Origin of the sequence: Streptomyces sp. NPDC046925 (assembly GCF_040644915.1) — a bacterium.
Taxonomy (GTDB): domain Bacteria; phylum Actinomycetota; class Actinomycetes; order Streptomycetales; family Streptomycetaceae; genus Streptomyces.
On sequence record NZ_JBEYWZ010000001.1, the window covers coordinates 1115843 to 1138635 of the forward strand.

A 22793-nucleotide genomic window follows, 5' to 3' on the forward strand; every position below is an offset into this window, starting at 1 on the left:
TAATCGGGACTGGTCTTGGACCCCCGTGGGGCAGGGGCGGGGGCCGCGGGCGCCGCTCAGTGGCGGAGTCGGCTCAGCCAGGATGAGGCGGCGGCAGAGACCGTGTTCCCGCCGTCGAGGAGCAGGGCGAGTGCGTCCGCGGGGCCGGGGAGCGCGCGCCCGGCGCCCGGCCGCACGGTCGCGGCGGCACCGAACGCGCTGCTGACCTCCAGCGCTTCGCCCATGCCGAGGCCGGCGAGCCGAGCGGCCACCAATCCCGCGGCGAACGCGTCCCCTGCGCCAGTGCTGTCGTGAGCGCGCACCGGAGGGAAGCTCGCGCGATGGAATCCATCTGTGCCCAAGTAGCGGCACCCGTCGGCGCCTTGGGTGACGACCACGTCGGCCACTTGATCGGCGAGGAACGCCAGCGCTGCCTCGGGATCGCGTCTGCCGCCGAGCGGACACACATCGTCCTCGGCCACGATGAGCAGGCCGACTTGGGGCAGCACATCCCTGGTGATGTCGCACATCGCCGACGACAGCCGGCCCGGCAGGTCGAGGGTCACCGGCACACCGTCGCGGGCCGCAAGGTCCAGGGCCCGCAGAGCCGTTGCGCGTTGAGGGTCGTCCGCAAGGGCGTAACCGGACACCACAAGTCCGGCAGGAACGGCAGGGGCGAGTCCGTCCGCCAGCACATCAGGCCCGAGATGGCTGCTCGCTGCCCGGTGGCCCAGCATCGTACGTTCCCCGTCCGGAGTGACGACGATGACGGTGAGGTGAGTGCCGCGCCCGGGAACGACAGTCACCACGCTGACATCTGCCCCCAGCGCGGACAGCAGGGCGAGCGCCTCTTGTCCCCACAGGTCGTCACCGACGCCGGCGAAGATGCGTGGTGTGATGCCCAACCGCGCCAGGCAAATGCTGACGTTGGCCCCGCAACCTCCTACGCCCGTGCCGCTGTCGGAGGCGAAGGCGTCTTCGCCGTGACGTGGTAAGGCCGGTAAGGACAGGCGTACGTCGACCGCTATGTCACCCAAGACGCAGACGACAGGACGATCGGGCGGCCTAGCTTCCACATGTGCCGCCCTTCCGATAACGCCCGAGCAGAAATCGGGGGAATTCCCATGCGATGGGGTACTCGCCTTCGATCCCTTGGTCAGGGTAGGGCTCGACCATTTCTTCCAGGGAGAGCCCTGTCGCTGCGAAGGCGTTGAGGTAGGCGCTCAGGGGGCGATGTGTGTGCGTGGTCGTCAGTGTGCCGCCCGGTGACAGGGAGGTGCGGAAAGGCGCCTCGATCCACGTCTCCGTGTCGTAGCGGAACCAGGGCTCTTTCTCGTACTTCCAGTAGCGGGGCCAGAAGCAGGGATGAGCTACGGCGAAGACCAGCGCTGCGCCTGGTTTCATCACGCGTACGCAGGCATCCAGCACATCCGACAGTGATGCCACGTTCTGGAGGAGCATGTTCGCGATGATCAGGTCGGAGGAGGATTCGGCGACGGGGCCCTTCGCGTAATCCTCCACGGAGGCGCATCGGAACATGACGTTCGCGAACTCGCCGCGTTCCTGCTTCGCGATTTCAATGCTCCGCGGACTGGGGTCGATCGCCGTGATGTCGCATCCCGGGTGTTTCTCGGCCAGTTCGGTGGCCATGGTCCCTGTGCCGCATCCGACGTCCAGGATGTGCGCGTCGGTCGCCAGTGCCTGGGCGCTCAACTCATACAGGGCGGGCAGCAAGATGTGGTGATAGCTGAGATCAAGACGCTTTCCGATCATCGCGTCCCTGTCCGCCGCCAGATTGTCCCACTCCTCAGCAAGTTCGCGGCCCCGACGAGCCTCGACTTTCCTCACCCTGCTCCTCCGCTTCGTCATCGAGTCACCTCGCCCGCAGTAACGCCGTTACGGCTCAGGATGTCGCGCGCGGAATCCCAGTCCCGCTCGTAGATGTGAGCCGAGAAGATATGTACGGTAAGCGCACCGACGCGCACTCCGACCGCTGCGGCGATTTCCTCCTGCAGGCCCCTCAGCGCACATGCATTGCCAGGCTGGCTGGCCAGTACGTTCTGGCTGCGGTATGCGATGTTGAGGTGCATCGCATTATTCCGTATCTTGCAGTCGATGAGCGAGATGCAGCTGAGCCAGTCCTCGCCCGGTATGTGAAATCCGATCGTAGCCGACTTGGTCTCCGGCTTTGCACGGAGTCGCTTCACAAGCCAGTCGACCTGATTAACCGCCATGTGATCGGTGAATAAGTCGCCGTAGCTTCTGGTATATGGTCGCACCGGCGCCGATGAGCGATACTTTGCCAGCATGAGGTTGAGTCGGTCTTCGTCGGCGCCTGACGCGATGAAATCTTCGCGTCGGCATGTGTGTGCCGAGATGCTGACGTTCAGGATTTCACGCAGGCGTTCGCCGTCGTCCGTCACGTCGTTGCCTGCCTGCATTATTTCCCGTAACCAGAAAATCCATGCGTCTGCAAATCGGTCATGCGTGATCATTGGTGGCCTCCCGTGTCCCAGTGGCGACGAACCGCGGCTCTGACGGTTTCGAACTCGGGCATGCGCCTTGTCCAGGTGAACCCGGTTTCCCACTCTCCTGCCCAAGGTTCGTTCTCTATCTGGTGCCTGAGGTGATTGACCAGCCGAATGTGATACGCGGCGAAGAACCGCCAGATCGGCAGAGAACGCAACTCCATGACCAGCTGCGGGCCGAAGCGGGGAGGGTGCGGTACCTCTGAGAGCACGCTCAGGTGCTCCAGCAGTCGGGCGTAGTAGTAGGGGCTGGGACGGTCCCGCCGGTTCGTCACCTCTGTGTGCGCGAGACCGCCGGTCGTCCCGGAGAGATGGAGAATGCTGACGCGCTCTTCGAATGCTTCCTGGAGCGGATCCTTCTCGGTGAGACCGGTCGCTTTGCGGATGGCCTCCATCAGGATCTGACGGGAGCAGGAGTTGTGGCTGGCGAGGCGATTCACCTCGGCCTGTAACCCGCCCACCGTTGCCGAATCCGCCACTACACGCGAGAGTGCTCCATCACGTGTCTGGTAGGTCAGGTCGAGCAACTGGCGTATGGTGAGGTTGAGTTGATTGACGAGGCTGGCGGAGAAGTGCTCGCCTATGATGATCGGCTCGGCGGGGTGGAAGTCCTGCTTGACCACGCTGATGAAACAGTCGGCGCCCGAGAACCCTCTGATCAGTGCGTAGGGGCTCAACGCCAGTAACTCTTCCGTGCGTGCGGCAGCGTCGGAGTCGACGTTCACCAGCGAGGCCGCGTCGCGGTGTCCCAGATCCGACTTCCCGTACTGCTGGATCTTGTGATCGATGTAACCGCGAAAGTGCGTACGGGGATTCTGTGTGTTCTCTCCGAGGAGAAACATGAGATCGCCGGCCGCGATGCAGGCCTCGTACTCGTGCAGGAGGTCAGATACTTGGCGTGAGCGGTAGGCGTCGGCGCAGTGGAGCACGACCTTGTCGGCCAGCAGCAGTGCGGTCTCCACGTGCTGTTCGACCGGTGCGTCGGGGAAGCGGCGACGGTAGAGGGCCGCGTTGTGCACATCTGTGATGGCCGTGTACAGGGTGGATGGTGGCAGGTCGTGCAGGGTTATTACTTCCGGTTGGCTCGGTATGGCACCGGACCTTCGCAGGCCGGAAGCCACCACCGCGCCGCGTAACTTCTCCTGGTGGGCCGAATCCACCCACACCACTGTGGAGGTCTCTTTTTCCTCCACCAGGACGGGTGAGTAGTTCTCGGGCTCCAGAGAGCCGTACCCGGGCTTGACGACTTTCTGGAAGAAGTCGTCTGAGATCGCGACCACGACATCGCTTTGCGTACCCACGAGCACATTTTTGATCACGGCGTTGTCGATGATCCGGAAAGCGTGGTTCAGTTGCTCGCCCGAGTAGCCATTGTCCTCCACCGTGACTTCTCCGTGGTGGACGCCCACTCTGAGTCTCAGTGTCGCCGCGACGCTCGCGCTGCGGTTGTGATGACGGATTCCGGTCTCAAGGGCGGGGGTGAACGACTGAAGCAGCGCCGTCTTTCGCAAGTCGGATCTGAACAATAACCACTTGCCGTCTCCCGTGTCCCCTTCGGCCACTAATGCTTCCACATCGGGAACTGCCCTGATGGCCGCTGCGACGAGGTCGTTGAGGCTGCGGCGTAACCCTGCGCGAATCGGGTCTGTTCGCGTGGGGGATCCGAATCCTTCGACGTCAATCGTCACGATGGAGTGGTGTCGTGGTTCCCACTGAGCATTGGACAACGGTCCCCCCGAACGCCTCGCCCCCATGAGCCGAAATGCGAATCAGCGATCAACGTCAACGATCAACGCCAGCGATCAACACTTCGACCAGCCAGTTTCCAGCGTAGCGTGACCCTCCCGCCACGTGTCGATAGTCGAGCTGATAGATCACCTGATTTGGGTCGGTGGCGCGCGGAGTCAGTCCGCGGAAACTGGTGCGCGGTGAGCTGTGAACGCAGCCGTCAGGCCGCCGCAGTGGTGCCTGGCCGCACCACGTTGGCGAGTGGCCGGCCCGGCTCCAGGCGGTTGATGTTCTCGGCGATTTCCGCCGCGCGCGGCGAAGGTGCGTCCCGGTCCAGTTCGACTCCCAGACCCGGAGCCGTCGGTACGGTGACGCGGCCCTCGACGCGGGCACGGTGAGATGCGACGGCACCGACCCGTTCGCCCTGCGGGGCAAGCCCGAAGGCGCGGGAGAATCGCGTCCGCGGACTCCTCACCGAGGAGGTCTTCGACCGCCCCCGACACCCCTGCACCTCGGCGCTGATGTCGGCGGCCCCGCTCCTCGACGTCACCCGGGCAGTAGCGGGCGCGTCCGACGCCCATTCGGCTCTGTGCCACTTTCCTCTGGAACCGGCGTCCGATCGGTGAGGGCCCGGGCGACGGCTTCGGGGTGTGTCAGGTGGGGGTGGTGGCCCGCTTTCGCGAGGACCGTCACGGTGGCCTGCGGGAGAGTGCTCAGGAGTGTTCGGGCTTCGGGGGTGAGTGGGTCCCGGGAGCCGATGACGATGTGGACGCGCCTCGGGTAGCGCCGGAGGCCGGCAACGAGGGTCTCGCGCCATCGCGGGTCTGCCGCGATGGCCAGGAGGCGGGCGGTGGTTGCCGCGGCGGGGCCGCGGCGGAGGTCCGCGACCGCCGGTCGGAGCGCGGCCGCGTGGTCCGTGGTGTCGGTCAGGCGTCGGGACAGTGCGTCGGGAGTGGTCCGGCGCAGGTACGCGCGCGTCAGAGGTGTCCACGTGGTGATGCGGGGCGGGGGCGCCTGGAGGAAGAACGGTGCGACGAGCGTGAGTTGATCCACCGTATCGGGGTGCGCGGTTGCGGCCTCGACCGCTGCTGCCGCGCCGATGGAGTGTCCCACCAGGTGACGGGCGCCGCACTCGGTGACCAGGGCGCTCAGCCAGGCCGGCCAGTCGCCGTGGTCGCCCGCGCTCATCCCGAGGCCGGGCAGGTCCACGGCGCGGGCATCGCCGAGCGAGGCGACGACCGGGGACCACGTGTCCGCGTTGAGGGGCAGACCGGGCAGTACCACCGTGCGGGCGCCCGCCTCGCCGAGCTCGAAGGTCCGTACTCCGGCCGGTGCGGTGAACCGCCGCTTGCCCGGGGGTGCGTCACCGAAGCGGTGCGCCGCCAGGTGATCGGCCCAGCGGCGGATCGTCGTGACGGTGTCCGGCATCGCCAACCCGTGCCGGGCCGCGAAGGCATGGGCCGAGTCGGTGGGGTAGCGGTCGGTCGACAGGAACGTCAGGGTTTCCGGGTCGGCCTTGGTGAGGCGGCGGGGCAGTCGCTTGAGGAGGGGTACCGGGATCCGGGCCCGTGGGGCTCTGGCGCCGTAGTGCTCCGCGACGAGCTTGAGCAGGTCGGGCAGCGCGGGTGTGTCGTCGGCCAGCGGCCAGTACGACGTGCGCCGGGTGGTCTCGTCCGTCGGCAGCAGCGTCATGAACCGGGCCAGGTAGTCGGCCGCCACCACGGGGACGAAGGTCTCTCCGTTGCCCGGAAGTGCCGGAAGTGCGCCCTGCCAGAGGTCTTTGAGGTTGGCGGCCAGTCCCAGGTGCTGGTCGGACTCCCCGGTGGTGCTGTCTCCGATCACGCTGGGCGGGTTGACGATCGTCCAGGGGACACCCGCGCGATCCGCCTCGGCCTGGAACACGGCGTCCGCCTCGACCCGGGACGCCTCATAGGCGCCCAACTCTGCGTACGTGCGGTGCCGTTGCTCCTCGCTCCATACGGCGGCAGGGGGCTGCCCGCCCACCCGGTAGCCGGAGACCTGGACCAGGCGGCGCAGGTTCGGCAGTCGTGCCGCGAACGCGATGACCGCACGCACGCTGTCGACGTTGGCGCGACGGGCTTCGTCCGCCGACATCCCGAACCGATAGGCGCCGGCGCAGTTGTAGATCTCCGTGATGTCGTCGAAATCGCCATTGATCAGGGGTACTTCGGTGAAATCGGCCCTGAGGTCGGTCGGGGGCCGGTCATGCCCGTGCTCGGCCAGCCACCGGGCCAGCCGCAGGTAGGACTCCTCGCTCCGGGCCGCCGTGCTCACTCGTAAGCCGCGGTCACCTCGGTCACCTCGGTCCCCTCGATCCCCGCGTGCTCCTGTCCCGCCGAGCGCCAGCACCACGTGGCGTCCGATGAATCCGCTCGCGCCGAAGACCAGCGCATGACGGGCCGCGGTGTCGGACTCGTCGTGCTCCATGTCGGGTTCCGGGTTCATGCCGCGGCCTCCGTGCCTTGCTTCAGCAGTACGGCGAGTGCCCGGCCCGCGCAGTACAGCGGCTCGGTGGACCGCTGGGCGCGCGATACGATCACCGCTCCCTCCACCATGCTGACCACGGCTGTCGCCAGGGCCCGGGCGGTGGCGCGAGGGTGGCCGTGGGCTGCGAGCAGCTCGGTCACCGGTGCGATCCACGATGCGAAGGCGTCGGCGCACGCGTCCCGCAGCCGTTCGCTCTGCGCGCCCATCTCCAGGGTCACCACCGAGACGGGGCAGCCCAGTTGGAAGTCGCTCTCGTCGAGCATCCGGGCCAGCTCGTCGATGACGCGGCCGATCAGCTCGTCCGGCGTCGATGTGCCCGGCGCCGCGTCGGCGACCAGGGAGCCGAATCGCGCCGCCGCGAGTCCGACGGCCCTCTCTCCCAACTCCTCCTTGCCTCCGGGGAAGTGGAAGTACAAGGAGCCCTTGGGGGCGCCCGCATGCTCCACCACCGTGTTGAGGCCCGTACCGCTGTACCCGTGACGCTGGATCAGCTCCAGCATCGACTCCGCGAGCCGAGCGCTCGTCCTGGCTCCCTTGGTTTCGACCATGAGCTGAGAATAGACCGGTCTATATATTTTGCAAGCTCACCCCTTGGAATGTGCGCCCGGCGTGTGGCCGAACGTGCGGCGGAAGACGTCGATGAACGCGCTGGCCGACGACCAGCCGCACAGATGCGCCACGGCGGTGACGGGTGTGTCCTCGGCCAGCAGGACCAGCGCGTGATGGAGCCGCAATTGGGTGCGCCACTGCGGGAACGTCATGCCGAGATCGCCGCGGAACAGCCGGGACAGGGTGCGGTCGCTCGCGCCCACCTCGCGGCCCAGTTCGGCGAGGGTGCGGCTGTCCGCCGGGTCGTCGCGCAGGATGTCGCACAGCGTCCGCAGCAGGGGCGCGGTCGGGGTGGGCAGGTGCAGGGGTTCTTGGGGCGAGGCCCGCAGCTGGTCGAGCAACACCGCGCGCAGGCGGGCCCGTTCGGGGCTTTCGTTGCCTTTCGCGTCGCCGCCCTCGCCGCCCTTTTCGCCGCCCTCGCCGCCCTCGCCGTCGTCGCCGTCGTAGTCCGGCGGGCGCGTGTAGGCGACGATCAGTTCGCGCAGCAGCGGGCCCACCGCGAGCACCGTCGGCGTCTTTAGGGCGAGCGGGTTCTCGGTCGCGGGCAGCCCCACCAGGTGCAGTTCGAGTTCGCCGTGGGCCTGATGGGCGTGCACCGTACCGGCGGGGATCCACAGGGCGCGGGTGCCGGGGGCGACCCAGGAACCGGCGCTGGTCGTGACGGCGAGGACCCCGCGACCGGCGTAGACGATCTGGTGGTCGTCGTGGCGGTGGGTGTCGATCGCGGCGCCGGACGCCAGTGACTGGGTCCGGGTCGGGGCGGTCGGCATATGGCGGATGATCGTCATTGTCTGGCAGATTATCGGAAGTGCGACACGGCCGCCGGAGCCGACCATGACGGGGTGCGAAGGAATACGTCCATCACCCTGTTGTCCGCCGGGCACGCTTGCGTCGACCTGTACCAGGGCGCCGTGGCCTCCCTGGTGCCGTTCTTCGTCGCCGAGCGCGCCTACAGCTATGCCGCGGTCTCGGGCATCGTGCTCGCCGCCTCCCTGCTGTCGTCCGTGGCCCAACCGGTGTTCGGCATCCTGACCGACCGCTGGGCGATGCCGTGGCTGCTCCCCGTCAGCACGCTCCTGGGCGGCCTGGGCATCGCGCTGAGCGGGGTGAGCGGCTCCTACGCGCTGACCCTCGTGTTCGTGGCGGTGTCCGGACTCGGCGTCGCCGCCTATCACCCCGAGTCCGCGCGGGTCGCCCGGCTCGCGAGCCGGGGCAGCCACAGCGGGATGGGCTGGTTCTCGCTCGGCGGCAACCTCGGCTTCGCGGCGGCCCCGCTCCTGGTCGCCGCGGTCATCGCCGCCGGGGGACTGCGCCTGACGCCGCTGCTGGTGCTTCCGGCGCTCGTCGGGGCCGTGTTGTGCCTGCCGGTGCTGCGTGCGCTGGAGCGGCAGAAGGCCGCCGGAGCCCGTACGCCGGTGTTGGCGGGCAAGGACGACAGGGCGTCGTTCGTGAAACTGTCGCTGGCCGTGGTGTGCCGGTCGATCGTCTTCGTCGGCCTGAGCACCTTCCTCTCGCTGTTCGCCGAGGAGCGCATGGGCGGCAGTACGGCGGCGGGCACCGCGGCGCTCTTCGTGCTGTACCTCGGTGGTGCGGTGGGTTCCGTGCTCGGCGGCACGCTGGCCAACCGCTGGGACCGGGTCACCGTCGCGCGCCGCGCCTACCTGATCGCGGCCGGGTCGGTCGCGGGCGTTGTCTTCGTGCCGGGCCCCGCGATGTATGTGTTCGTGGCGCTGACATCGGCCGGTCTGTACGTCCCGTTCTCGCTCCAAGTGACGCTCGGGCAGGACTACTTGCCCTCCCGCGTCGGCACCGCAAGCGGCATCACACTCGGCCTGACCGTCAGCATCGGTGGCCTGGTGAGTCCCTTGATCGGCGGCATCGCCGACGCGGCGTCCCTGCGGACCGCCCTGGCGCCCCTGATCCTGATGCCCGTACTGAGCTGGCTGCTGTTCCGCACCCTGCCCGAGCCACCCGTGCCGCCCGTGCCGGACGTCCCTCGCCCCGCGGAAGCGGCCCGGTCGACGCCGACCGGCGGCTAGTTCACGGGCCGGAGACCTTGTGGACCTCGGTGTCCCCGGGGTCGAGCCGCCGCCCGTCCGCGGACAGCACTTCGAGTGCGCGCAGCTGCTGTCCCCGGCGGCGGTCGACCAGCTCCGAGTGGGGTTCGCCGGGGGCGAAGAAGTTCTGCTCGCCCCACTGCCGCAGCGCCACGATGACGGGGAACAGCGCCTCGCCCTTCGGTGTCAGCACGTACTCGCGGTAGGCGCTGCCGTCCGAGGCGGGCACGGATTCGAGGACACCACCGGCGACGAGGCTGCGCAGCCGCGCGGTGAGGATGTTCTTGGCCACGCCGAGACTGCGCTGGAACTCCCCGAAGCGCCGGCTTCCGTCGAAGGCGTCCCGCACGATCAGCAGGGACCACCAGTCGCCGATCGCGTCCACCGACCGGGCGACGGGACATTCGCTGTCGTCGAACCGCGTTCTGGTCACCATGGGTTCCTCAATCTCGCGACGGTTGCAACATGCTACCAAAAGGGGTTAGCGTCGCTCTCGCCCAGTGGTAGCAAGTTGAAACCAGATCGGGGGAGGAGTGCCGATGCCCGGCAACAGTGCAAACGGCGACGAAGGCTGCGACGACAAAGGCGGCGGGGGCAGCGGGGGCGGCGAAGGTGGCGGAGACGGGCTGAGCCCCGCGTTCGTCCTCTCCCGCGGCATCGTCACGCTCTTCGCCGTCGCCTGCGGTGCCGCGGTCGCCAACGTCTACTTCTCCCAGCCCCTCCTGGTGACCATGGGGCACGACCTCGCCATGAGCCCGGCACTCGTCGGCAGCGTGGTCACCCTCACGCACGTCGGCTACGGCCTCGGTCTCTTCTTCCTCGTGCCGCTCGGCGACGTGGCCGACCGCAGAAAGCTCATCGTGTCCCAACTGCTGCTTCTCGTACTGGCGTTGGCAATGGTGGCCACCGCGCACACGGCGGTGCTGCTGCTCGCGGGCATGGCCGCCACGGGGCTCCTCGCGGTCGTCACACAGACGTTGGTGGCGTTCGCGGCATCACTGGCCCGCCCCGCCGGACGCGGACGGGTCGTCGGCCTCGTCACCAGCGGCGTGGTCATCGGCATCCTGCTCGCCCGTACCGCATCCGGTCTCATGGCCGACCTGGCGGGCTGGCGCTCCGTCTACCTCGCATCGGCGTCACTCACCGCACTGCTCGCCCTGGTCCTGTACCGCGTGCTGCCGCGCCACGGCGGCACCGCGCCGACCACCCTGCGCTACGGACAGCTCCTGCGCTCCACGATCACCCTGTTCGCGCGCGAACGACTGCTGCGCGTAAGGGCGTTGTTCGGCCTGCTGGTCTTCGCCGCCTTCAGCACCCTGTGGAGCAGCGTCGCGCTGCCGCTCAGCGAGGCCCCGTACTTCCTGTCCCACAGTGCGATCGGAGCGCTGGGTCTGATCGGCGTGGCCGGGGCGATGGCGGCGAGCGTGGCGGGCCGCCTGAACGACCGCGGGCTCGCGCGGCGGACCACCGGCACCGCCCTTGCGCTGCTCGCCGTCTCATGGCTGCCCTTGGCCTTCACCCGCAGCTCACTCTGGGCCCTGGCCGTCGGCCTGATCCTTCTCGATCTCGCCGTACAGGCGGTCCATGTCACCAACCAGACCCTGATCTACGCGCTCCACCCGGACGCGGGCAGCCGGTTGATCGGCGGATACATGGTCTTCTACTCGATCGGCAGCGCCACCGGCGCCATCGCCGCGACGACGCTCTACGAGTCGGCGGGCTGGGGCGCCGTATGCGCACTGGGCGCCGCGTTCAGCCTGCTCGGGCTGCTGCTGTGGGCGTTCACCGGGCACCACACCCCGGAGACCGCTCCGGAGACCGCAGGATCGCACCTGGCCCGGCGATGAGCTTCGGCACGATGACTCACCAGCCCGTCAGCAGCAGATGGTTCAGGAGCAGGGCGAGTACGGCCTGCGCGGTGAGCCAGTGGCGTCGGGACACCCCGGGCAGGAGGGCCGTCGCCGCAGACAGGAACGTGGTGAACGGCAGCCAGATGCGTTCCGTCTCCGCCTTGCTCATGCCGGACAGGTCTGCGGCCAGCAGTGCAAGGAGCACGGCCAGGACGAGCGCGGTCAGCTGGTCGGCGGGTGTGGTCCGGCCGGTGCGCAGGCGGCTAACCGCACCCGGTGCGGATGCCGCCGCCCTGCGGAGGGCGGCCACCGCCGCAGGGCCGATGACCAGCACCGTGCAGGCGAGGTTGGCCCACACGAAGTAGCCGTACGGTCTGATGCCGCCCGCCCCCTGGTGGTAGCGCTCGACCAGCAGGCGGTACGCCTCCCACCAGTCGAAGCCCGCCAGGGTGAAGACCAGCGGGGCCACGGCCGCACCCGCGAGGAAGAGCGGGAGCACGCGCGCGCTGCGGGTGACCAGCAGGATGGCGGCCACGACGACGGCGAACAGAGTCAGGCCGTACGAGAGGTAGCAGACCAGGCCGAACAGCAGGCCCGAGCCGACGGCCGCCGCGGCGGGGGAGCGGACCGTACGCGTCGCCGCCCCCGCGAGCAGGGCGATCATCCACGCCGTGACGGCGGCGAAGTAGCCGTCCGCGGAAGCACCGACCCAGATCGCGGCCGGAGTCAGGACGAGGAAGGGCGCCGCCCGGCGAGCGGTCGCCTCGTCGGCGAGTGTCCGCACGGTGATCAGGACGGCCACCACGGCGGTGCTGCCCGCGGTGATGCAGAAGGCCCCGGCCCAGGCGCCGCCGCCGAGGCCGACGCGGTCGAGGAGGACGAACGTGAGGGTGGCGCCGGGCGGATGACCCGCCGTATGGGCGGGCCAGGGGGCGGGGGAGTCGATCAGGATGTGCCGGGTGAAGTCCCGCAGCGTCGCGGGGATGTCCTGGAAGCGGTCGATGACCTGGAGGTACTCGTACTTGGTGGTGAGCCGCTTCGCCACGCCGCGGTGCCAGCCGTCGACCAGCGCGAGCGACCAGATCCAGGCCAGGGAAGCGGTCCACGCGCCGAGGAGGAGGGACCGCCACGAGAGCCGGGCGGCCAGAGCGGGCGCGTACGCGATCACCGCGGCGGCGACCGCGAGCGCGGCGGGGGTGCCGGGGCCGACGTGCGGGTCCCAGCGGGCGTACAGCGGCGGCCAGTTGAGATGCAGGGTGCCGTCCCTGTCCTCGACGGAGGAGCCGACGACGACGGCCGCGGTGACGAGCAGCGCCGCAAGTCCGGCAGCGGCCAGGTCACGGCGGCGTCCGGTGTGTTCTGTGGTGCTCACGTCTGCACGTTAGGCGCAGGAGGAGCCGGTGATCGGACTCCGGGGGGTGACGTCAGCGTTTCGTCATGAGTCGGGGGCCCGTTCGGCGGCAGGGTCCGGCATACGGTCGGTCCATGCCCCGCACACCACGTGTGACCTCCCCTGCCGCCCCGGGTTTCTGGCGCAGTCCGCTGCGCGGACCGTGGCTCACCTCGGTTCTCGGCGTCGTCCTGCTGGTCGGCATCACGCTCCTGTTCGTGACCGGCCTGCTGTCCTACGCGGCGTACAACCCGAACCTGTCGCCCGTCAACGACAAGACACCGGACAAGGGCCTCCTCGGCTTCTACCTGTTCGACTGGCCGACCGACCCGCACTGGCTCTACCGCCTCAACCAGGGCCTGCACGTCACGGTCGGCATCACCCTCATCCCGGTACTGCTCGCGAAGCTGTGGTCGGTGATCCCGAAGCTCTTCACGCTGCCTCCGGCGCGGTCGGCGGGGCACGCCCTCGAACGGGTTTCGCTGCTCCTCCTCGTCGGCGGGGCGCTGTTCGAGTTCGTCACCGGAGTCCTCAACGTTCAGTTGGAGTACCTCTTCCCCGGGTCGTTCTACCCGCTGCACTTCTACGGCGCCTGGGTGTTCTTCGGCGCGTTCGCGGCCCACGTGGTGCTGCGCGTGCCGCAGGTCGTGCGCGTGCTGCGGGAGCAGGGATGGCGCGAACGGCTGCGGGACCCGCGTCCCGAACCGGACGACGGCGCGGGCCTGGTGGCGGCCGGGCCCGCCGAGCCGAGCATGACGCGGCGGGGGGCGCTGGGCATGGTCGGCGCGGGCTCCGCCCTGCTGTTCGTGACGACGGCCGGGCAGACCGTGGACGGGCCCCTGCGCCGCATCGCGTTGTTCGCGCCGCACGGCGGCGGCGATCCGGGAAGCGGGCCGGGCGGCTTCCAGGTCAACAAGACGGCCGCCAAGGTGGGCATCGAGCGACAGGACACCGGCGAGCTGTGGCGTCTCGTCGTTGCCGGACCACGCGGAGAGGTCAAGCTCTCGCGCAGCGATCTGCTCCAGCTCCGCCAGTACAGTGCCGCGTTGCCGATCGCCTGCGTGGAGGGCTGGTCGACGTCGGACCAGTGGTGGCGCGGCGTGCGCCTGCGTGACCTCGCGGCCGTCGCCGGGTTCGACGAGGACCCTCCGGGTGTGCTCGTGGAGTCCCTGCAGCGGCACGGGGCCTTCCGCAAGGCCGCGTTGCGCGACAACCAGGTCCGCGACCCGCGTTCCCTCCTCGCCCTGCACGTCAACGGGGAGGACCTGACGCCGGACCACGGCTTTCCGGCGCGGATCATCGTGCCGGCCGCGCCCGGCGTGCTCAACACCAAATGGGTGTCCCGTCTGACCTTCGGGGAGCTGTGATGAGCGCTCTCGCGCGAGGAACCCGGCCCGTGGACCGACTCCGGCGGTGGTACGGCGAAGGGCCGCTGCAACTCCTCGTGCTGCTGGCCTCGTTCGCGCTCGCCGCGTATGCCGGGGTACGCCTCCTGGACGGCGACCCGCTGATGATCGCCGTCTGGTTCGCCGGCGCGGCGCTGGTGCACGACCTGCTGCTCGTGCCCGCGTACGCACTGGTCGACCGGGCCCTGCGGACCGCCGCGGGGCGGCTGGGGCGCAGGGAGTGGATCAACTTCGTACGGGTTCCGGCCTTCCTGTCCGGGCTGCTGTTGCTGGTGTGGTTCCCGCTCGTCACCGGGCAAGCGGCGGGGTACGAGTCCTCCACCGCGCTCCCGGCCGGAGTCTTCCTCACCCGGTGGCTGATCGTCACGGGCGTGCTGTTCGCGGGAGCCGCTCTGTGCCGGGTGCTTCAGGTGCGGAGCGCGCGGCGCAGCGCCAGGAAGCAACGCCCCCCGGTGGCCCACTGATCGACCCGGCTCCAGCCGGGCGGACGGGCATAGCGCAGCAGGGCGGGGGTGCCGAGACGGGCCCAGGGGAACGGCTTGCCCGGTGCCCCGCGCCCGTCGTCGACGTGCACCTCCACCCGTTCGTCGACGTCCATCGGCGCCGTCTCGGCAATCAACAGGCCTTCGGGCGCGAGGAGTTGGGTGACCCGGGCGAGCAGGGCCGACGGGTCGCCGCCGATGCCCACGTTGCCGTCCATGAGCAGGGCCGTGCCCCAGCGTCCCTCGCCGGGGAGCGCGTCGAAGACGGACCGCAGCAGCGCGGTCCCGCCGAGCCGTACCGTGTGGTCGACCGCGGCCTTGCTGACGTCGATCCCCAGGACACGGTGGCCGAGGGCCGCGGCCCCGGTCACCAGGCGGCCCGGACCGCAGCCGATGTCGAGGACACTGCCCTCGCAGCGGCGCAACGCGGAGAGGTCCGCCGCGTCGGCGCTCGCGCACCAGCGTTCGACTTCCAGGGGCAGCAGCCAGCCGTCGCTGCGGCGCAGGAACAGCGGGCCGTGGCCGTTGCGCAGGGCGTTGACGTACGGATCGGCGTGCCAGGGAGCGGCCGCGGGGGCCGCCCCGCGGAGCCCGGTGTCGGGCGGAGCCGCGCTCATCGGCCCTCGCCCCGTCCCGGCTGCCCGGTCGTTGTCGCGAGCCGGGTGAGCGCGGCGGCGAACCGGCTTTGCGGCGCCGCTGCCGCGACCTCACCGGCGTCGTCGGCCGTGTCGACATCACGCAGCCAGGGCAGATCGCGCACTCTCAGCCCGGCGCCGGTGAGCCGGGCCCGTTGCAGGGCGCCGGTGTCGGGACGTGACATGGGGACGCCGCGCAGCAGCCGCGGATCGGGCTCGGCCAGGCCGAGCGCCCAGAATCCGCCGTCGAAGGCGGGGCCGAACCAGGCGTCGCAGTCCTGCCAGGCGTCGGGGCCGAGGGCGGGGGCGAGCAGGGCGGGGGTGATCTGGGGGGTGTCCATGCCGACCAGGAGGGCCGGCCCCGTACAGGCGCCGAACGCCGCCGCGAGCCGCTCGTCCAGGCCGCCCCCGGACTGCGGGACCACCTCGATGCCGGAAGGCAGCCAGGGGCCCGGCCGCCCTTCGAGCACCAGAACCCTGCGGGAGGCGGGGGCGGCCAGCACGGTGCGGAGGGTGTCGGCGAGCGAGGCCGCGGCGAGGCCGGCGGCTTCCTCGGGGGAGTAGGGCGGAGTCAGCCGGGTCTTCACCCGCCCCGGCAGCGGCTCCTTGGCGATGACGAGGATGGTTGATGTGGTCATGCGGCACCGCCTGTGGTCTGTGGCGTGGGGGTGAGTGGGGCCGTCGTGCGGGTGGCCCCCGGGGTGCGGGGCAGGTCGGGGAGGGTGGTGGCGCGTTCGGGCAGGCGGTGCCCGGCGGTGGCGGGGACGGTCGTTCCGTACGCCGTCACGCGGCACCGCCCGACGCCTGGCGCGCGCGGCCGGTGAGGGCCGGCCGGGGCGGCTCCGCGAGCACGGCCCGCATGTCGCGCACCGCGTGCCACGTCCCGCGCCACGTCCCCGTGACCTTCGACTTCCCGGCGCGCGGCAGGTACGGCACGTCACGCTCCTCGATCCGCCAGCCGGAGTCAGCCGCCCGCACGACCATCTGCAGCGGGTAGCCGCTGCGCCGGTCGGTCAGGCCGAGCCCGAGCAGGGTCTCGCGCCGGGCCGCCCGCATCGGGCCGATGTCGTGCAGGCGCACGCCGGTGCGCCGCCGCAGCATCCGGGCGAGCGCCAGATTGCCCGCGCGCGCGTGCGGCGGCCAGGCGCCGCGTCCCTGCGGGCGCCTCCGCCCGACGACCAGATCGGCCTCCCCGTCCTGCACCCTGCGTACGAAGGCGCGCAGCAGCCCCGGATCGAGGGAGGCGTCGCAGTCGCAGAAGCACACGATGTCCGCGTCGGACGCCGTGAGGCCCGCGTGGCAGGCCGCCCCGAAGCCCCGCTGCGACTCCCGCACGACTGTGGCGCCCAGCGCGCGGGCGATGTCGGGCGAACCGTCGGTGGAGCCGTTGTCGACGACGACGGCCCGCCAGCCTTCGGGAATGCGTTCCAGGACCCAGGGCAGGGCCGCGGCCTCGTCGAGGCAGGGCAGGACGACGTCGACCCGCACGGCGCGAGCGGAGTATGGCTCGGGTACGTCGGGTTCTGTGGAGGGAGAGGGGGTCATGTGACTCACCCTAGGAAGATAAACCCGACATATTGGACTTCAGGTTCTTACGAAACAGGGACGTCGGGTGCCGGGAGCAGGTGCGACCCGCCGGACTCCGCGCCGCAGATGGGAGGCTGGCCGTATGCAGTCACCACCGCAGGATCGCCCGCCCGCCGCGCCCGGTCCGCTCCGGGTGCTCGTCGTGGACGACGATCCGACCGTCGCCGAGGTCGTCGCGGGCTACCTCGAACGCGGCGGCTACACCGTCGACCGCGCCGGGGACGGCCCCGGAGCGCTGGAGCGCGCCGGGGCGTTCCGGCCCGACCTCGTCGTCCTGGACCTGATGCTGCCCGGCATGGACGGTCTGGAGGTGTGCCGCCGCCTGCGTGCCAGGGGGCCGGTGCCCGTCATCATGCTCACCGCCCGCGGCGACGAGGACGACCGCATCCTGGGCCTTGAGGTGGGGGCGGACGACTACGTCACCAAGCCGTTCAGCCCCCGCGAGCTGGTCCTGAGGGTGGATTCGGTGCTGCGCCGCAGCCGCGCCGCACATGCCCCCGAGGGCCTGCCCACGCTGGCCGCCGCAGGCCTGTGGGTGGACCCGGCGGCGCGCCGGGCGACGAAGAACGGCGTCGAACTCGCCCTGACGGTAAGGGAGTTCGACCTGCTCGCCTTCCTGCTCCGGCATCCGGGGCAGGCGTTCGGGCGGGAAGGGCTGATGCGAGAGGTGTGGGGCTGGGAGTTCGGTGACCTGTCCACGGTCACGGTCCACATCCGCAGGCTCCGCGGCAAGGTCGAGGACGACCCGGCCAAGCCGCGGCTCATCCAGACGGTGTGGGGTGTGGGGTACCGCCTCGACGCGCACGCCTCAACCGATCCCGGCGACCCCGCGGGCGACCCCGTACCGCCCCGAGCAGAAGGCTGACCTCCCGTGCAGGACATCCTCGTCATCGCCGCTTTCGCCTTCCTGGGGGCGGCCGCCGCCGGGCTGCTCGGCGCCCTGACGCTGCGCCTGCTGCGGCACCGTTCCCTCACGGTGTCGATGACCGTCGTGGCGGCCGTCGCCGTCCTCGCGATGCTGGCCGGGACGCTCGCGGTGGCCTGGGAGATGTTCCTGTCGCCGCACGACCTGACCGTGGTCACCATCGTCGTGGCGATGGCCGCCGTGGTCTCCCTCGCCACCGCGCTGCTGCTCGGCCGCTGGGTGGTCGCCCGCAGCAAGGCCCTGACCCTGGCCGCCCGCTCCTTCGGTGACGGCGGCAGCTTCGCGGCCCCGCCCGAGCCCGTGAGCGCGGAACTGGCGGCGCTGACAAGGGAGTTGGAGGCGACCAGCGCCAAGCTCGCCGAGTCCGGGGAGCGCGAGCGGGCCCTGGAACGCTCCCGGCGCGAACTGGTCGCCTGGATCTCGCACGACCTGCGCACCCCGCTGGCCGGCCTGCGCGCCATGTCCGAGGCGCTGGAGGACGGCGTCGCCGCCGAACCGGAGCGCTATCTCCGCCAGATCCGCACCGAGGTCGAACGCCTCAACGCCATGGTCGGAGACCTCTTCGAACTCTCCCGCATCCACGCGGGCGCGCTGGCCCTCTCGCCGTCCCGGATCTCCGTGTACGACCTGGTCGGCGACGCGCTCGCGGGCGCCGATCCCCTCGCCCGCGAGCACCGGGTGCATCTCGTCGGCGACAGCGTCGAGCCCGTCCCGGTGGAGGTCGACAGCAAGGAGATGAGCCGTGTCCTCGGCAACCTCCTGATCAACGCGATCCGCCGCACGCCGGCCGACGGAACCGTCGCGGTGGCCGCGGAGCGCTCCCCGGACGGCGTGATCCTCTCCGTGACCGACGGCTGCGGCGGCATCCCCGAGGAGGACCTGGCCCGCGTCTTCGACACCGGCTGGCGCGGCAGCCAGTCCCGTACACCCCCGGCGGGCGCGGGCCTCGGACTGGCGATCGTGCGCGGCATCGTCGAGGCCCACGAGGGCCGGGCGGCCGTACGCAACGTGGCAGGCGGCTGCCGCTTCGAGGTCACACTGCCGACGGCACCGGCGTAACCGCCGCTCCCCGGCCGGCCTACCCCCGCAGCGGCGCCTTCGCGAACGCGGCCATTCCCTCCGTGAAGCCCACCTCGGCCCGCCACCCCAGCTCGGCCCGCAGCCGCCCCGAGTCCGCCGTGACGTGCCGTACGTCGCCGAGCCGGTACTCGCCCGTCACCTCCGGGTCCGGGCCACCGAACGCCCGCGCCAGTTCGCCGGCCATCTCCCCGACGGTGTGCGGATCGCCGCTGCCGGTGTTGTACGCGGCGAACGCCCCCGCCTCCCGCTCCCGCACCGCCTCCAGCGCCATCGCATTGGCCGCCGCCACATCCCGTACGTGGACGAAGTCCCGCCGCTGGCGGCCGTCCTCGAACACGCGGGGTGCCTCGCCCCGCTCCAGGGACGAGCGGAAGAACGAGGCCACACCGGCGTACGGGGTGTCGCGGGGCATGCCGGGGCCGTACACGTTGTGGTAGCGCAGCGACACCGCGCGGCCGCTGCTCGCCCGCGCCCACGCGGCGGCCAGATGCTCCTGCGCCAGCTTGGTCGACGCGTACACGTTGCGCGGATCGGCGGGCGCGTCCTCACCCACCAGGCCGGGGGCCAACTCGGCCCCGCAGTCGGGGCAGCGGGGCTCGAACCGTCCGGCATCCAGATCGGCCGCCGCGCGTGGCCCCGGCCGTACGACCCCGTGCCGGGCGCACTCGTAGTGCCCCTCCCCGTACACGACCATCGACCCGGCGAGCACCAGATCCCGTACCCCGCACTCGGCCATCGCGGCCAGCAGGACGGCCGTGCCCAGATCGTTGCAGCCGACGTACTCGGGAGCGTCCGCGAAGTCCTTGCCGAGCCCCACCATCGACGCCTGGTGGCAGACCGCGTCCACCCCGCGCAGCGCGTCCCGCACGGCGTCCCGGTCCCGGACGTCGCCGACGGACCACCGCTGCCCGGCGGGCGGCCGGGGCGGCCGGGGTGACGCGGCATGGGCGGACGGCAGCAGTGCGTCCAGCACCACCGCTTCGTGCCCGCGCTCCGTGAGGGCTTCGACCACGTGCGATCCGATGAACCCGGCGCCGCCGGTGACAAGTACGCGCATGCCGCTCACGCTAGGGGCGCCGGGCCGCGTTCACGATCACCGGCGCGGGTTCGTCACCGGTCGGTAAGAACTGCCCGTGGACCCCGCCGCCCGGTCACCGCCCCACAAGGCCCCGCGCCACGCCGAGTTCGACCAGATCCTGCGGACGCAGGCGAAGCTGCTCCGCCGTCGACCGGATCTCCTCCTGTCCCCGCTTGAGGATCGCGGCGGCGTGCTCGGGAGCGATCACCGAGAAATAGCTGTCCGGCGTCGCCCAGAGGTTGTCCGGTGCCGCGAGGGCGAGCGCGCCGCCGGAACCCCCCTCGCCGATGACCAGCGAGGTGACCGGCACCGGTGAGCCGGCGACGGCGGCGAAGAGATCGGCGATCGCCGCGCCCGCCCCCGCCCGTTCGGCCTCGGCCCCGTTCGCGGCCCCCGGAGTGTCGACGAGCGTGAGCACGGGAATGCCGAGCCGCCCCGCGAGCCGGACCAGCCGGGCCGCCGTGCGGTACCCGGCGGGAATCGTCGCCGTCCCGCACTGCGCCGCGTAGGCAATCGACCGCCCCTCGTGCATCCCGAACCCGCAGAGCATCCCCGGGTCCGTGCCCCCGGACCGGTCGCCGCTCAGTGGCGCCCTCTCCGTGAAGTAGGCGTCCAAGTAGGCCGTGGCGCGCGGGCGTTCGGGAGCGCGGGCGCGGCTGACGGCGTCCCAGCCGGTGGCGGGCAGATCCGTGCGGCCGAGCGCGGCGGGGGGTTCGGCGGGCGCCGGGGGAGCGGCGGCGGACGTGCCGGTGGACGTATCCGGGGCGGACAGCAGCCGGAGGCGCAGGGCCAGGGCCGCGCACAGCTCTGCGGGCCGTACGATCTCGTCGATGGCCCCCGCTGCCAGCTGGGCCTCAGCGGTGTACGCCGTGGGGTCCGCGTCCGCGGGGCGCACCCGGGAACCGGCGAAGCCGATCTGGCTGCCTGGCAGCGCCAGGGTCAGGTCGGCGCCCGCCCCCAGGGTGGCCCAGCCGCCGCCCGTGGCCGGATCCCGCAGGACCGCGATCCGGGCCAGGCCCGCCGCGCCGGTGAGCTCGGACTGCCGTGCCACGCGCTGGAGTTGGACCAGCGCGCGCATGCCCTCCTGCATGCGGCTGCCGCCCGTCGCGATCAGCGAGACGACGGGCAGCCCGCGATCCCTGGCGTGACGGTGCGCGGCCTCGATGCGGTCCCCGGTGCGCTCGCCGAGGGAGCCGCCCAGGAAACCGAACTCGAAGGAGACGATCACCGCCCGGGTGCCGCCGACGGCCGCGGTGCCGCAGACCACCGACTCCCGCTCGCCGGTGCGCTCCTCGGCGCGGGCGCGGGAGTCCCCGTACCCCTGCCAGGCGAGCGGACCGTCCGGCCGCCTCTCGGAGAACTCCGCTTCCCTATAAGGGAGTTCGTCGAAGGTGTCCTGATCGGTCACGGCGGCGACGGCCGCGCGGGCGGTCCACCGGCCGGGCAGGGGCTCAGGCAGGAGCTCAGGCATGCAAGGACCGCTTCATGATCTTGCCCATGTCGTTGCGCGGGAGCTCCGCCAGATAGTGCACGACCCGCGGGCGCTTGTGCGGGGCCAGCTGGGCGGCCACATGGTCCGCCAACTCCCGCTCGCCCGGCAGCTGTTCCGCGTCCGACGGCACGATCCAGGCGACGATGCGCTCGCCCAGGTCGTCGTCCGGTTCGCCGGTGACGGCGGCCTCGCGTACGCCCGGGTATTCGAGCAGGGCGTTCTCGATCTCGCCGGCGCCGATCTTGTAGCCGCCGCTCTTGATCAGGTCGGTGGCCTTGCGGCCGACGATGCGCACATAGCCGTCGTCGTCGCGCACCGCCATGTCGCCGGTGCGGAACCAGCCGTCGGCGGTGAAGGCAGCCGCGGTGGCGTCGGGCCGGTTCAGATACTCGGTGAACAGGTTCGGGCCGCGCACCTCGATCTCGCCGACCTCCTGCCGGTCCGAGGTCTCGGCACCCGACTCGTCCACCAGGCGCAGCTCCACACCGCCCAACGGCACCCCGACGGTTCCGGCGCGCGCTTCGCCGTCGGCCCGCACGCTCGTGTTCATCAGGGTCTCCGTCATGCCGTACCGCTCGATCACCCGGCGGCCCGTCGCCGACGCGATCCGCTCGTGGTCGTGCACGGGCAGCGCGGCGGAGCCCGACACCAGGAGCCGCGCGCCGGACAGGGCTTTGGCGAGAGCCGGATCGGCGGGCAGCGCCTCCGCGATGCGGTGGTACATGGTGGGCACGCCGAACAGCATCGTGGCCCCGTCGGCCAGTTCGCGCCGCACCCCCTCGACGGAGAACCGGCCCAGATGCCGCACCGAACCGCCCCGGCGCAGCGGACCCAGGATGCCGAGGATCAGGCCGTGCACATGGAACAGCGGAAGTCCGTGCACCAGCACGTCGTCGGACGTCCACTGCCAGGCGTCCTCCAGGGCGTCGAGGGTGGCGGAGAGGGCCCGCCGGGGCAGCACCGCGCCCTTGGGCGGGCCGGTGGTGCCGGAGGTGTAGACGACGAAGGCGGGGGACTCGGGGCCGGGCTCGGCCGGCGTCTGCGGGGGTGTCGCCGCAGGCGTGATCGTGATGTCCGTACGGTCCAGCGCCCGCAAGGGCGCGGGGAGTTCGTCGCCCGGTGCCGCGAGGACCACCGACGGGGCACTGTCGGCGACGATGTGCCCGAGTTCGCGCTCACCGATCTTCGGGTTCAGCGGCACGACGGGCACACCGGCGAGCAGCGCGGCCACCACGCCGACGGCGGTTTCGAGCGTCGGCGTCGCCCACAGCGCGACCCGGCGCGCCGAGCCGATGGAGGCGGCCAGGGACCCCGCCGCGGCGGCGAGTTCGGCGTACGTCAGCGAGCGTTCGCCGAAGCGCAGGGCGGGGAGGTCGGAGCCCGCGACGAGGGCCGGGAAGAGGGGCGGGTGGGGAGAGCTCACGCTGCGTATCTCCTAGGTTGTCGCGTCGGTGCGAAG

The 22793-nt window shown here is 71.2% G+C and carries 22 protein-coding genes; 6 read left to right on the forward strand and 16 right to left on the reverse strand.

All coding sequences use genetic code 11. The features are described from left to right. Positions 1-56: 56 nt before the first annotated feature. The 8 genes from ABZ906_RS04680 to ABZ906_RS04715 all read right to left on the reverse strand — a co-directional run bounded on the left by ABZ906_RS04680 (position 57) and on the right by ABZ906_RS04715 (position 8140). Positions 57-1055 carry a carbohydrate kinase family protein gene (locus tag ABZ906_RS04680; RefSeq protein ID WP_361377278.1) on the reverse strand — a complete coding sequence of 333 codons (999 nt, stop codon included), beginning with the start codon at positions 1053-1055 and terminating at the stop codon, positions 57-59. Further along, positions 1045-1827 carry a class I SAM-dependent methyltransferase gene (locus tag ABZ906_RS04685; RefSeq protein WP_361185552.1) on the reverse strand — a complete coding sequence of 261 codons (783 nt, stop codon included), beginning with the start codon at positions 1825-1827 and terminating at the stop codon, positions 1045-1047. The genes ABZ906_RS04680 and ABZ906_RS04685 overlap by 11 nt, the downstream gene beginning before the upstream one ends. 17 nt (positions 1828-1844) lie before the next feature. Next, entirely contained in the window at positions 1845-2474 is a 630-nt protein-coding gene (locus ABZ906_RS04690) for a thymidylate synthase (RefSeq protein ID WP_361377281.1), read from the reverse strand. Then, a complete protein-coding gene (locus tag ABZ906_RS04695) occupies positions 2471-4195 on the reverse strand; it encodes a hypothetical protein (protein ID WP_361377284.1) in 1725 nt (574 codons plus the stop codon). Before ABZ906_RS04695 ends, ABZ906_RS04690 begins: the two co-directional genes overlap by 4 nt. A gap of 260 nt (positions 4196-4455) precedes the next feature. Further along, complete coding sequence (locus ABZ906_RS04700) at positions 4456-4785, reverse strand: hypothetical protein (protein WP_361377287.1); 330 nt, start codon at positions 4783-4785, stop codon at positions 4456-4458. After that, complete coding sequence (locus ABZ906_RS04705; RefSeq protein ID WP_361377290.1) at positions 4782-6701, reverse strand: alpha/beta fold hydrolase; 1920 nt, start codon at positions 6699-6701, stop codon at positions 4782-4784. The genes ABZ906_RS04700 and ABZ906_RS04705 overlap by 4 nt, the downstream gene beginning before the upstream one ends. Then, positions 6698-7291 (reverse strand): TetR/AcrR family transcriptional regulator, encoded by a 594-nt coding sequence (locus ABZ906_RS04710; RefSeq protein ID WP_361377293.1) that lies wholly within the window; start codon positions 7289-7291, stop codon positions 6698-6700. The genes ABZ906_RS04705 and ABZ906_RS04710 overlap by 4 nt, the downstream gene beginning before the upstream one ends. A gap of 36 nt (positions 7292-7327) precedes the next feature. Continuing rightward, positions 7328-8140 carry a helix-turn-helix transcriptional regulator gene (locus ABZ906_RS04715; RefSeq protein WP_361377296.1) on the reverse strand — a complete coding sequence of 271 codons (813 nt, stop codon included), beginning with the start codon at positions 8138-8140 and terminating at the stop codon, positions 7328-7330. A gap of 54 nt (positions 8141-8194) precedes the next feature. Between ABZ906_RS04715 and ABZ906_RS04720 the strand changes: the two genes are divergently transcribed. Further along, positions 8195-9391: an MFS transporter gene (locus ABZ906_RS04720; protein WP_361377299.1), complete on the forward strand. Its 1197-nt coding sequence runs from the start codon at positions 8195-8197 to the stop codon at positions 9389-9391. Position 9392: 1 nt separating this feature from the next. Here ABZ906_RS04720 and ABZ906_RS04725 read toward each other — a convergent pair whose 3' ends face one another. Continuing rightward, positions 9393-9845, reverse strand: a complete 453-nt coding sequence (locus tag ABZ906_RS04725) for a helix-turn-helix domain-containing protein (RefSeq protein ID WP_361185566.1) — start codon at positions 9843-9845, stop codon at positions 9393-9395. Between the two features lie 103 nt (positions 9846-9948). Between ABZ906_RS04725 and ABZ906_RS04730 the strand changes: the two genes are divergently transcribed. Beyond that, positions 9949-11256 (forward strand): MFS transporter, encoded by a 1308-nt coding sequence (locus ABZ906_RS04730; RefSeq protein WP_361377302.1) that lies wholly within the window; start codon positions 9949-9951, stop codon positions 11254-11256. Between the two features lie 16 nt (positions 11257-11272). Here the strand turns inward: ABZ906_RS04730 and ABZ906_RS04735 are convergent, their stop codons facing one another. Further along, a complete protein-coding gene (locus ABZ906_RS04735) occupies positions 11273-12631 on the reverse strand; it encodes a hypothetical protein (RefSeq protein WP_361377305.1) in 1359 nt (452 codons plus the stop codon). A gap of 113 nt (positions 12632-12744) precedes the next feature. Here ABZ906_RS04735 and ABZ906_RS04740 point away from each other — a divergent pair, with 113 nt between their 5' ends. Both ABZ906_RS04740 and ABZ906_RS04745 read left to right on the forward strand, forming a co-directional pair. Beyond that, positions 12745-14016 carry a molybdopterin-dependent oxidoreductase gene (locus ABZ906_RS04740; RefSeq protein ID WP_361377308.1) on the forward strand — a complete coding sequence of 424 codons (1272 nt, stop codon included), beginning with the start codon at positions 12745-12747 and terminating at the stop codon, positions 14014-14016. Next, positions 14016-14519 (forward strand): hypothetical protein, encoded by a 504-nt coding sequence (locus ABZ906_RS04745; RefSeq protein WP_361377311.1) that lies wholly within the window; start codon positions 14016-14018, stop codon positions 14517-14519. The genes ABZ906_RS04740 and ABZ906_RS04745 overlap by 1 nt, the downstream gene beginning before the upstream one ends. Here ABZ906_RS04745 and ABZ906_RS04750 read toward each other — a convergent pair. The 3 genes from ABZ906_RS04750 to ABZ906_RS04760 all read right to left on the reverse strand — a co-directional run bounded on the left by ABZ906_RS04750 (position 14462) and on the right by ABZ906_RS04760 (position 16717). Further along, positions 14462-15154, reverse strand: coding sequence for a methyltransferase domain-containing protein (locus tag ABZ906_RS04750; RefSeq protein WP_361377314.1), 693 nt, complete (start codon positions 15152-15154; stop codon positions 14462-14464). The two genes, ABZ906_RS04745 and ABZ906_RS04750, sit on opposite strands and share 58 nt — an antisense overlap. Continuing rightward, the gene (locus tag ABZ906_RS04755) at positions 15151-15810 is read right to left on the reverse strand and encodes a DUF2064 domain-containing protein (protein WP_361377317.1); all 660 of its coding nucleotides are present in this window, start codon (positions 15808-15810) and stop codon (positions 15151-15153) included. The genes ABZ906_RS04750 and ABZ906_RS04755 overlap by 4 nt, the downstream gene beginning before the upstream one ends. A gap of 145 nt (positions 15811-15955) precedes the next feature. Beyond that, the gene (locus ABZ906_RS04760) at positions 15956-16717 is read right to left on the reverse strand and encodes a glycosyltransferase family 2 protein (protein WP_361377320.1); all 762 of its coding nucleotides are present in this window, start codon (positions 16715-16717) and stop codon (positions 15956-15958) included. Between the two features lie 124 nt (positions 16718-16841). On the opposite strand from ABZ906_RS04760, the gene ABZ906_RS04765 reads away from it, so the two are divergent. Together ABZ906_RS04765 and ABZ906_RS04770 are read left to right on the forward strand one after the other, a co-directional pair. Further along, positions 16842-17624 (forward strand): response regulator transcription factor, encoded by a 783-nt coding sequence (locus ABZ906_RS04765; RefSeq protein ID WP_361377323.1) that lies wholly within the window; start codon positions 16842-16844, stop codon positions 17622-17624. Between the two features lie 6 nt (positions 17625-17630). After that, positions 17631-18743 (forward strand): HAMP domain-containing sensor histidine kinase, encoded by a 1113-nt coding sequence (locus tag ABZ906_RS04770; protein ID WP_361377326.1) that lies wholly within the window; start codon positions 17631-17633, stop codon positions 18741-18743. Between the two features lie 19 nt (positions 18744-18762). Here the strand turns inward: ABZ906_RS04770 and ABZ906_RS04775 are convergent, their stop codons facing one another. The 3 genes from ABZ906_RS04775 to ABZ906_RS04785 form a co-directional block, all read right to left on the reverse strand. After that, complete coding sequence (locus tag ABZ906_RS04775; RefSeq protein ID WP_361377330.1) at positions 18763-19821, reverse strand: NAD-dependent epimerase/dehydratase family protein; 1059 nt, start codon at positions 19819-19821, stop codon at positions 18763-18765. Between the two features lie 94 nt (positions 19822-19915). After that, entirely contained in the window at positions 19916-21313 is a 1398-nt protein-coding gene (locus ABZ906_RS04780; protein ID WP_361377333.1) for a carboxyl transferase domain-containing protein, read from the reverse strand. Then, positions 21306-22757 (reverse strand): acyl-CoA synthetase, encoded by a 1452-nt coding sequence (locus ABZ906_RS04785; RefSeq protein ID WP_361377336.1) that lies wholly within the window; start codon positions 22755-22757, stop codon positions 21306-21308. Before ABZ906_RS04785 ends, ABZ906_RS04780 begins: the two co-directional genes overlap by 8 nt. Positions 22758-22793: the final 36 nt, after the last annotated feature.

Coding starts and splice junctions, on each gene's coding strand:
- ABZ906_RS04725 (WP_361185566.1), bottom strand. CDS start 9,845: ATGGTGACCAGAACGCGGTTCGACGACAGCGAATGTCCCGTCGCCCGG.
- ABZ906_RS04710 (WP_361377293.1), bottom strand. CDS start 7,291: ATGGTCGAAACCAAGGGAGCCAGGACGAGCGCTCGGCTCGCGGAGTCG.
- ABZ906_RS04730 (WP_361377302.1), top strand. CDS start 9,949: ATGCCCGGCAACAGTGCAAACGGCGACGAAGGCTGCGACGACAAAGGC.
- ABZ906_RS04780 (WP_361377333.1), bottom strand. CDS start 21,313: ATGCCTGAGCTCCTGCCTGAGCCCCTGCCCGGCCGGTGGACCGCCCGC.
- ABZ906_RS04740 (WP_361377308.1), top strand. CDS start 12,745: ATGCCCCGCACACCACGTGTGACCTCCCCTGCCGCCCCGGGTTTCTGG.
- ABZ906_RS04715 (WP_361377296.1), bottom strand. CDS start 8,140: ATGACGATCATCCGCCATATGCCGACCGCCCCGACCCGGACCCAGTCA.
- ABZ906_RS04745 (WP_361377311.1), top strand. CDS start 14,016: ATGAGCGCTCTCGCGCGAGGAACCCGGCCCGTGGACCGACTCCGGCGG.
- ABZ906_RS04760 (WP_361377320.1), bottom strand. CDS start 16,717: ATGACCCCCTCTCCCTCCACAGAACCCGACGTACCCGAGCCATACTCC.
- ABZ906_RS04750 (WP_361377314.1), bottom strand. CDS start 15,154: ATGAGCGCGGCTCCGCCCGACACCGGGCTCCGCGGGGCGGCCCCCGCG.
- ABZ906_RS04775 (WP_361377330.1), bottom strand. CDS start 19,821: ATGCGCGTACTTGTCACCGGCGGCGCCGGGTTCATCGGATCGCACGTG.
- ABZ906_RS04705 (WP_361377290.1), bottom strand. CDS start 6,701: ATGAACCCGGAACCCGACATGGAGCACGACGAGTCCGACACCGCGGCC.
- ABZ906_RS04690 (WP_361377281.1), bottom strand. CDS start 2,474: ATGATCACGCATGACCGATTTGCAGACGCATGGATTTTCTGGTTACGG.
- ABZ906_RS04765 (WP_361377323.1), top strand. CDS start 16,842: ATGCAGTCACCACCGCAGGATCGCCCGCCCGCCGCGCCCGGTCCGCTC.
- ABZ906_RS04755 (WP_361377317.1), bottom strand. CDS start 15,810: ATGACCACATCAACCATCCTCGTCATCGCCAAGGAGCCGCTGCCGGGG.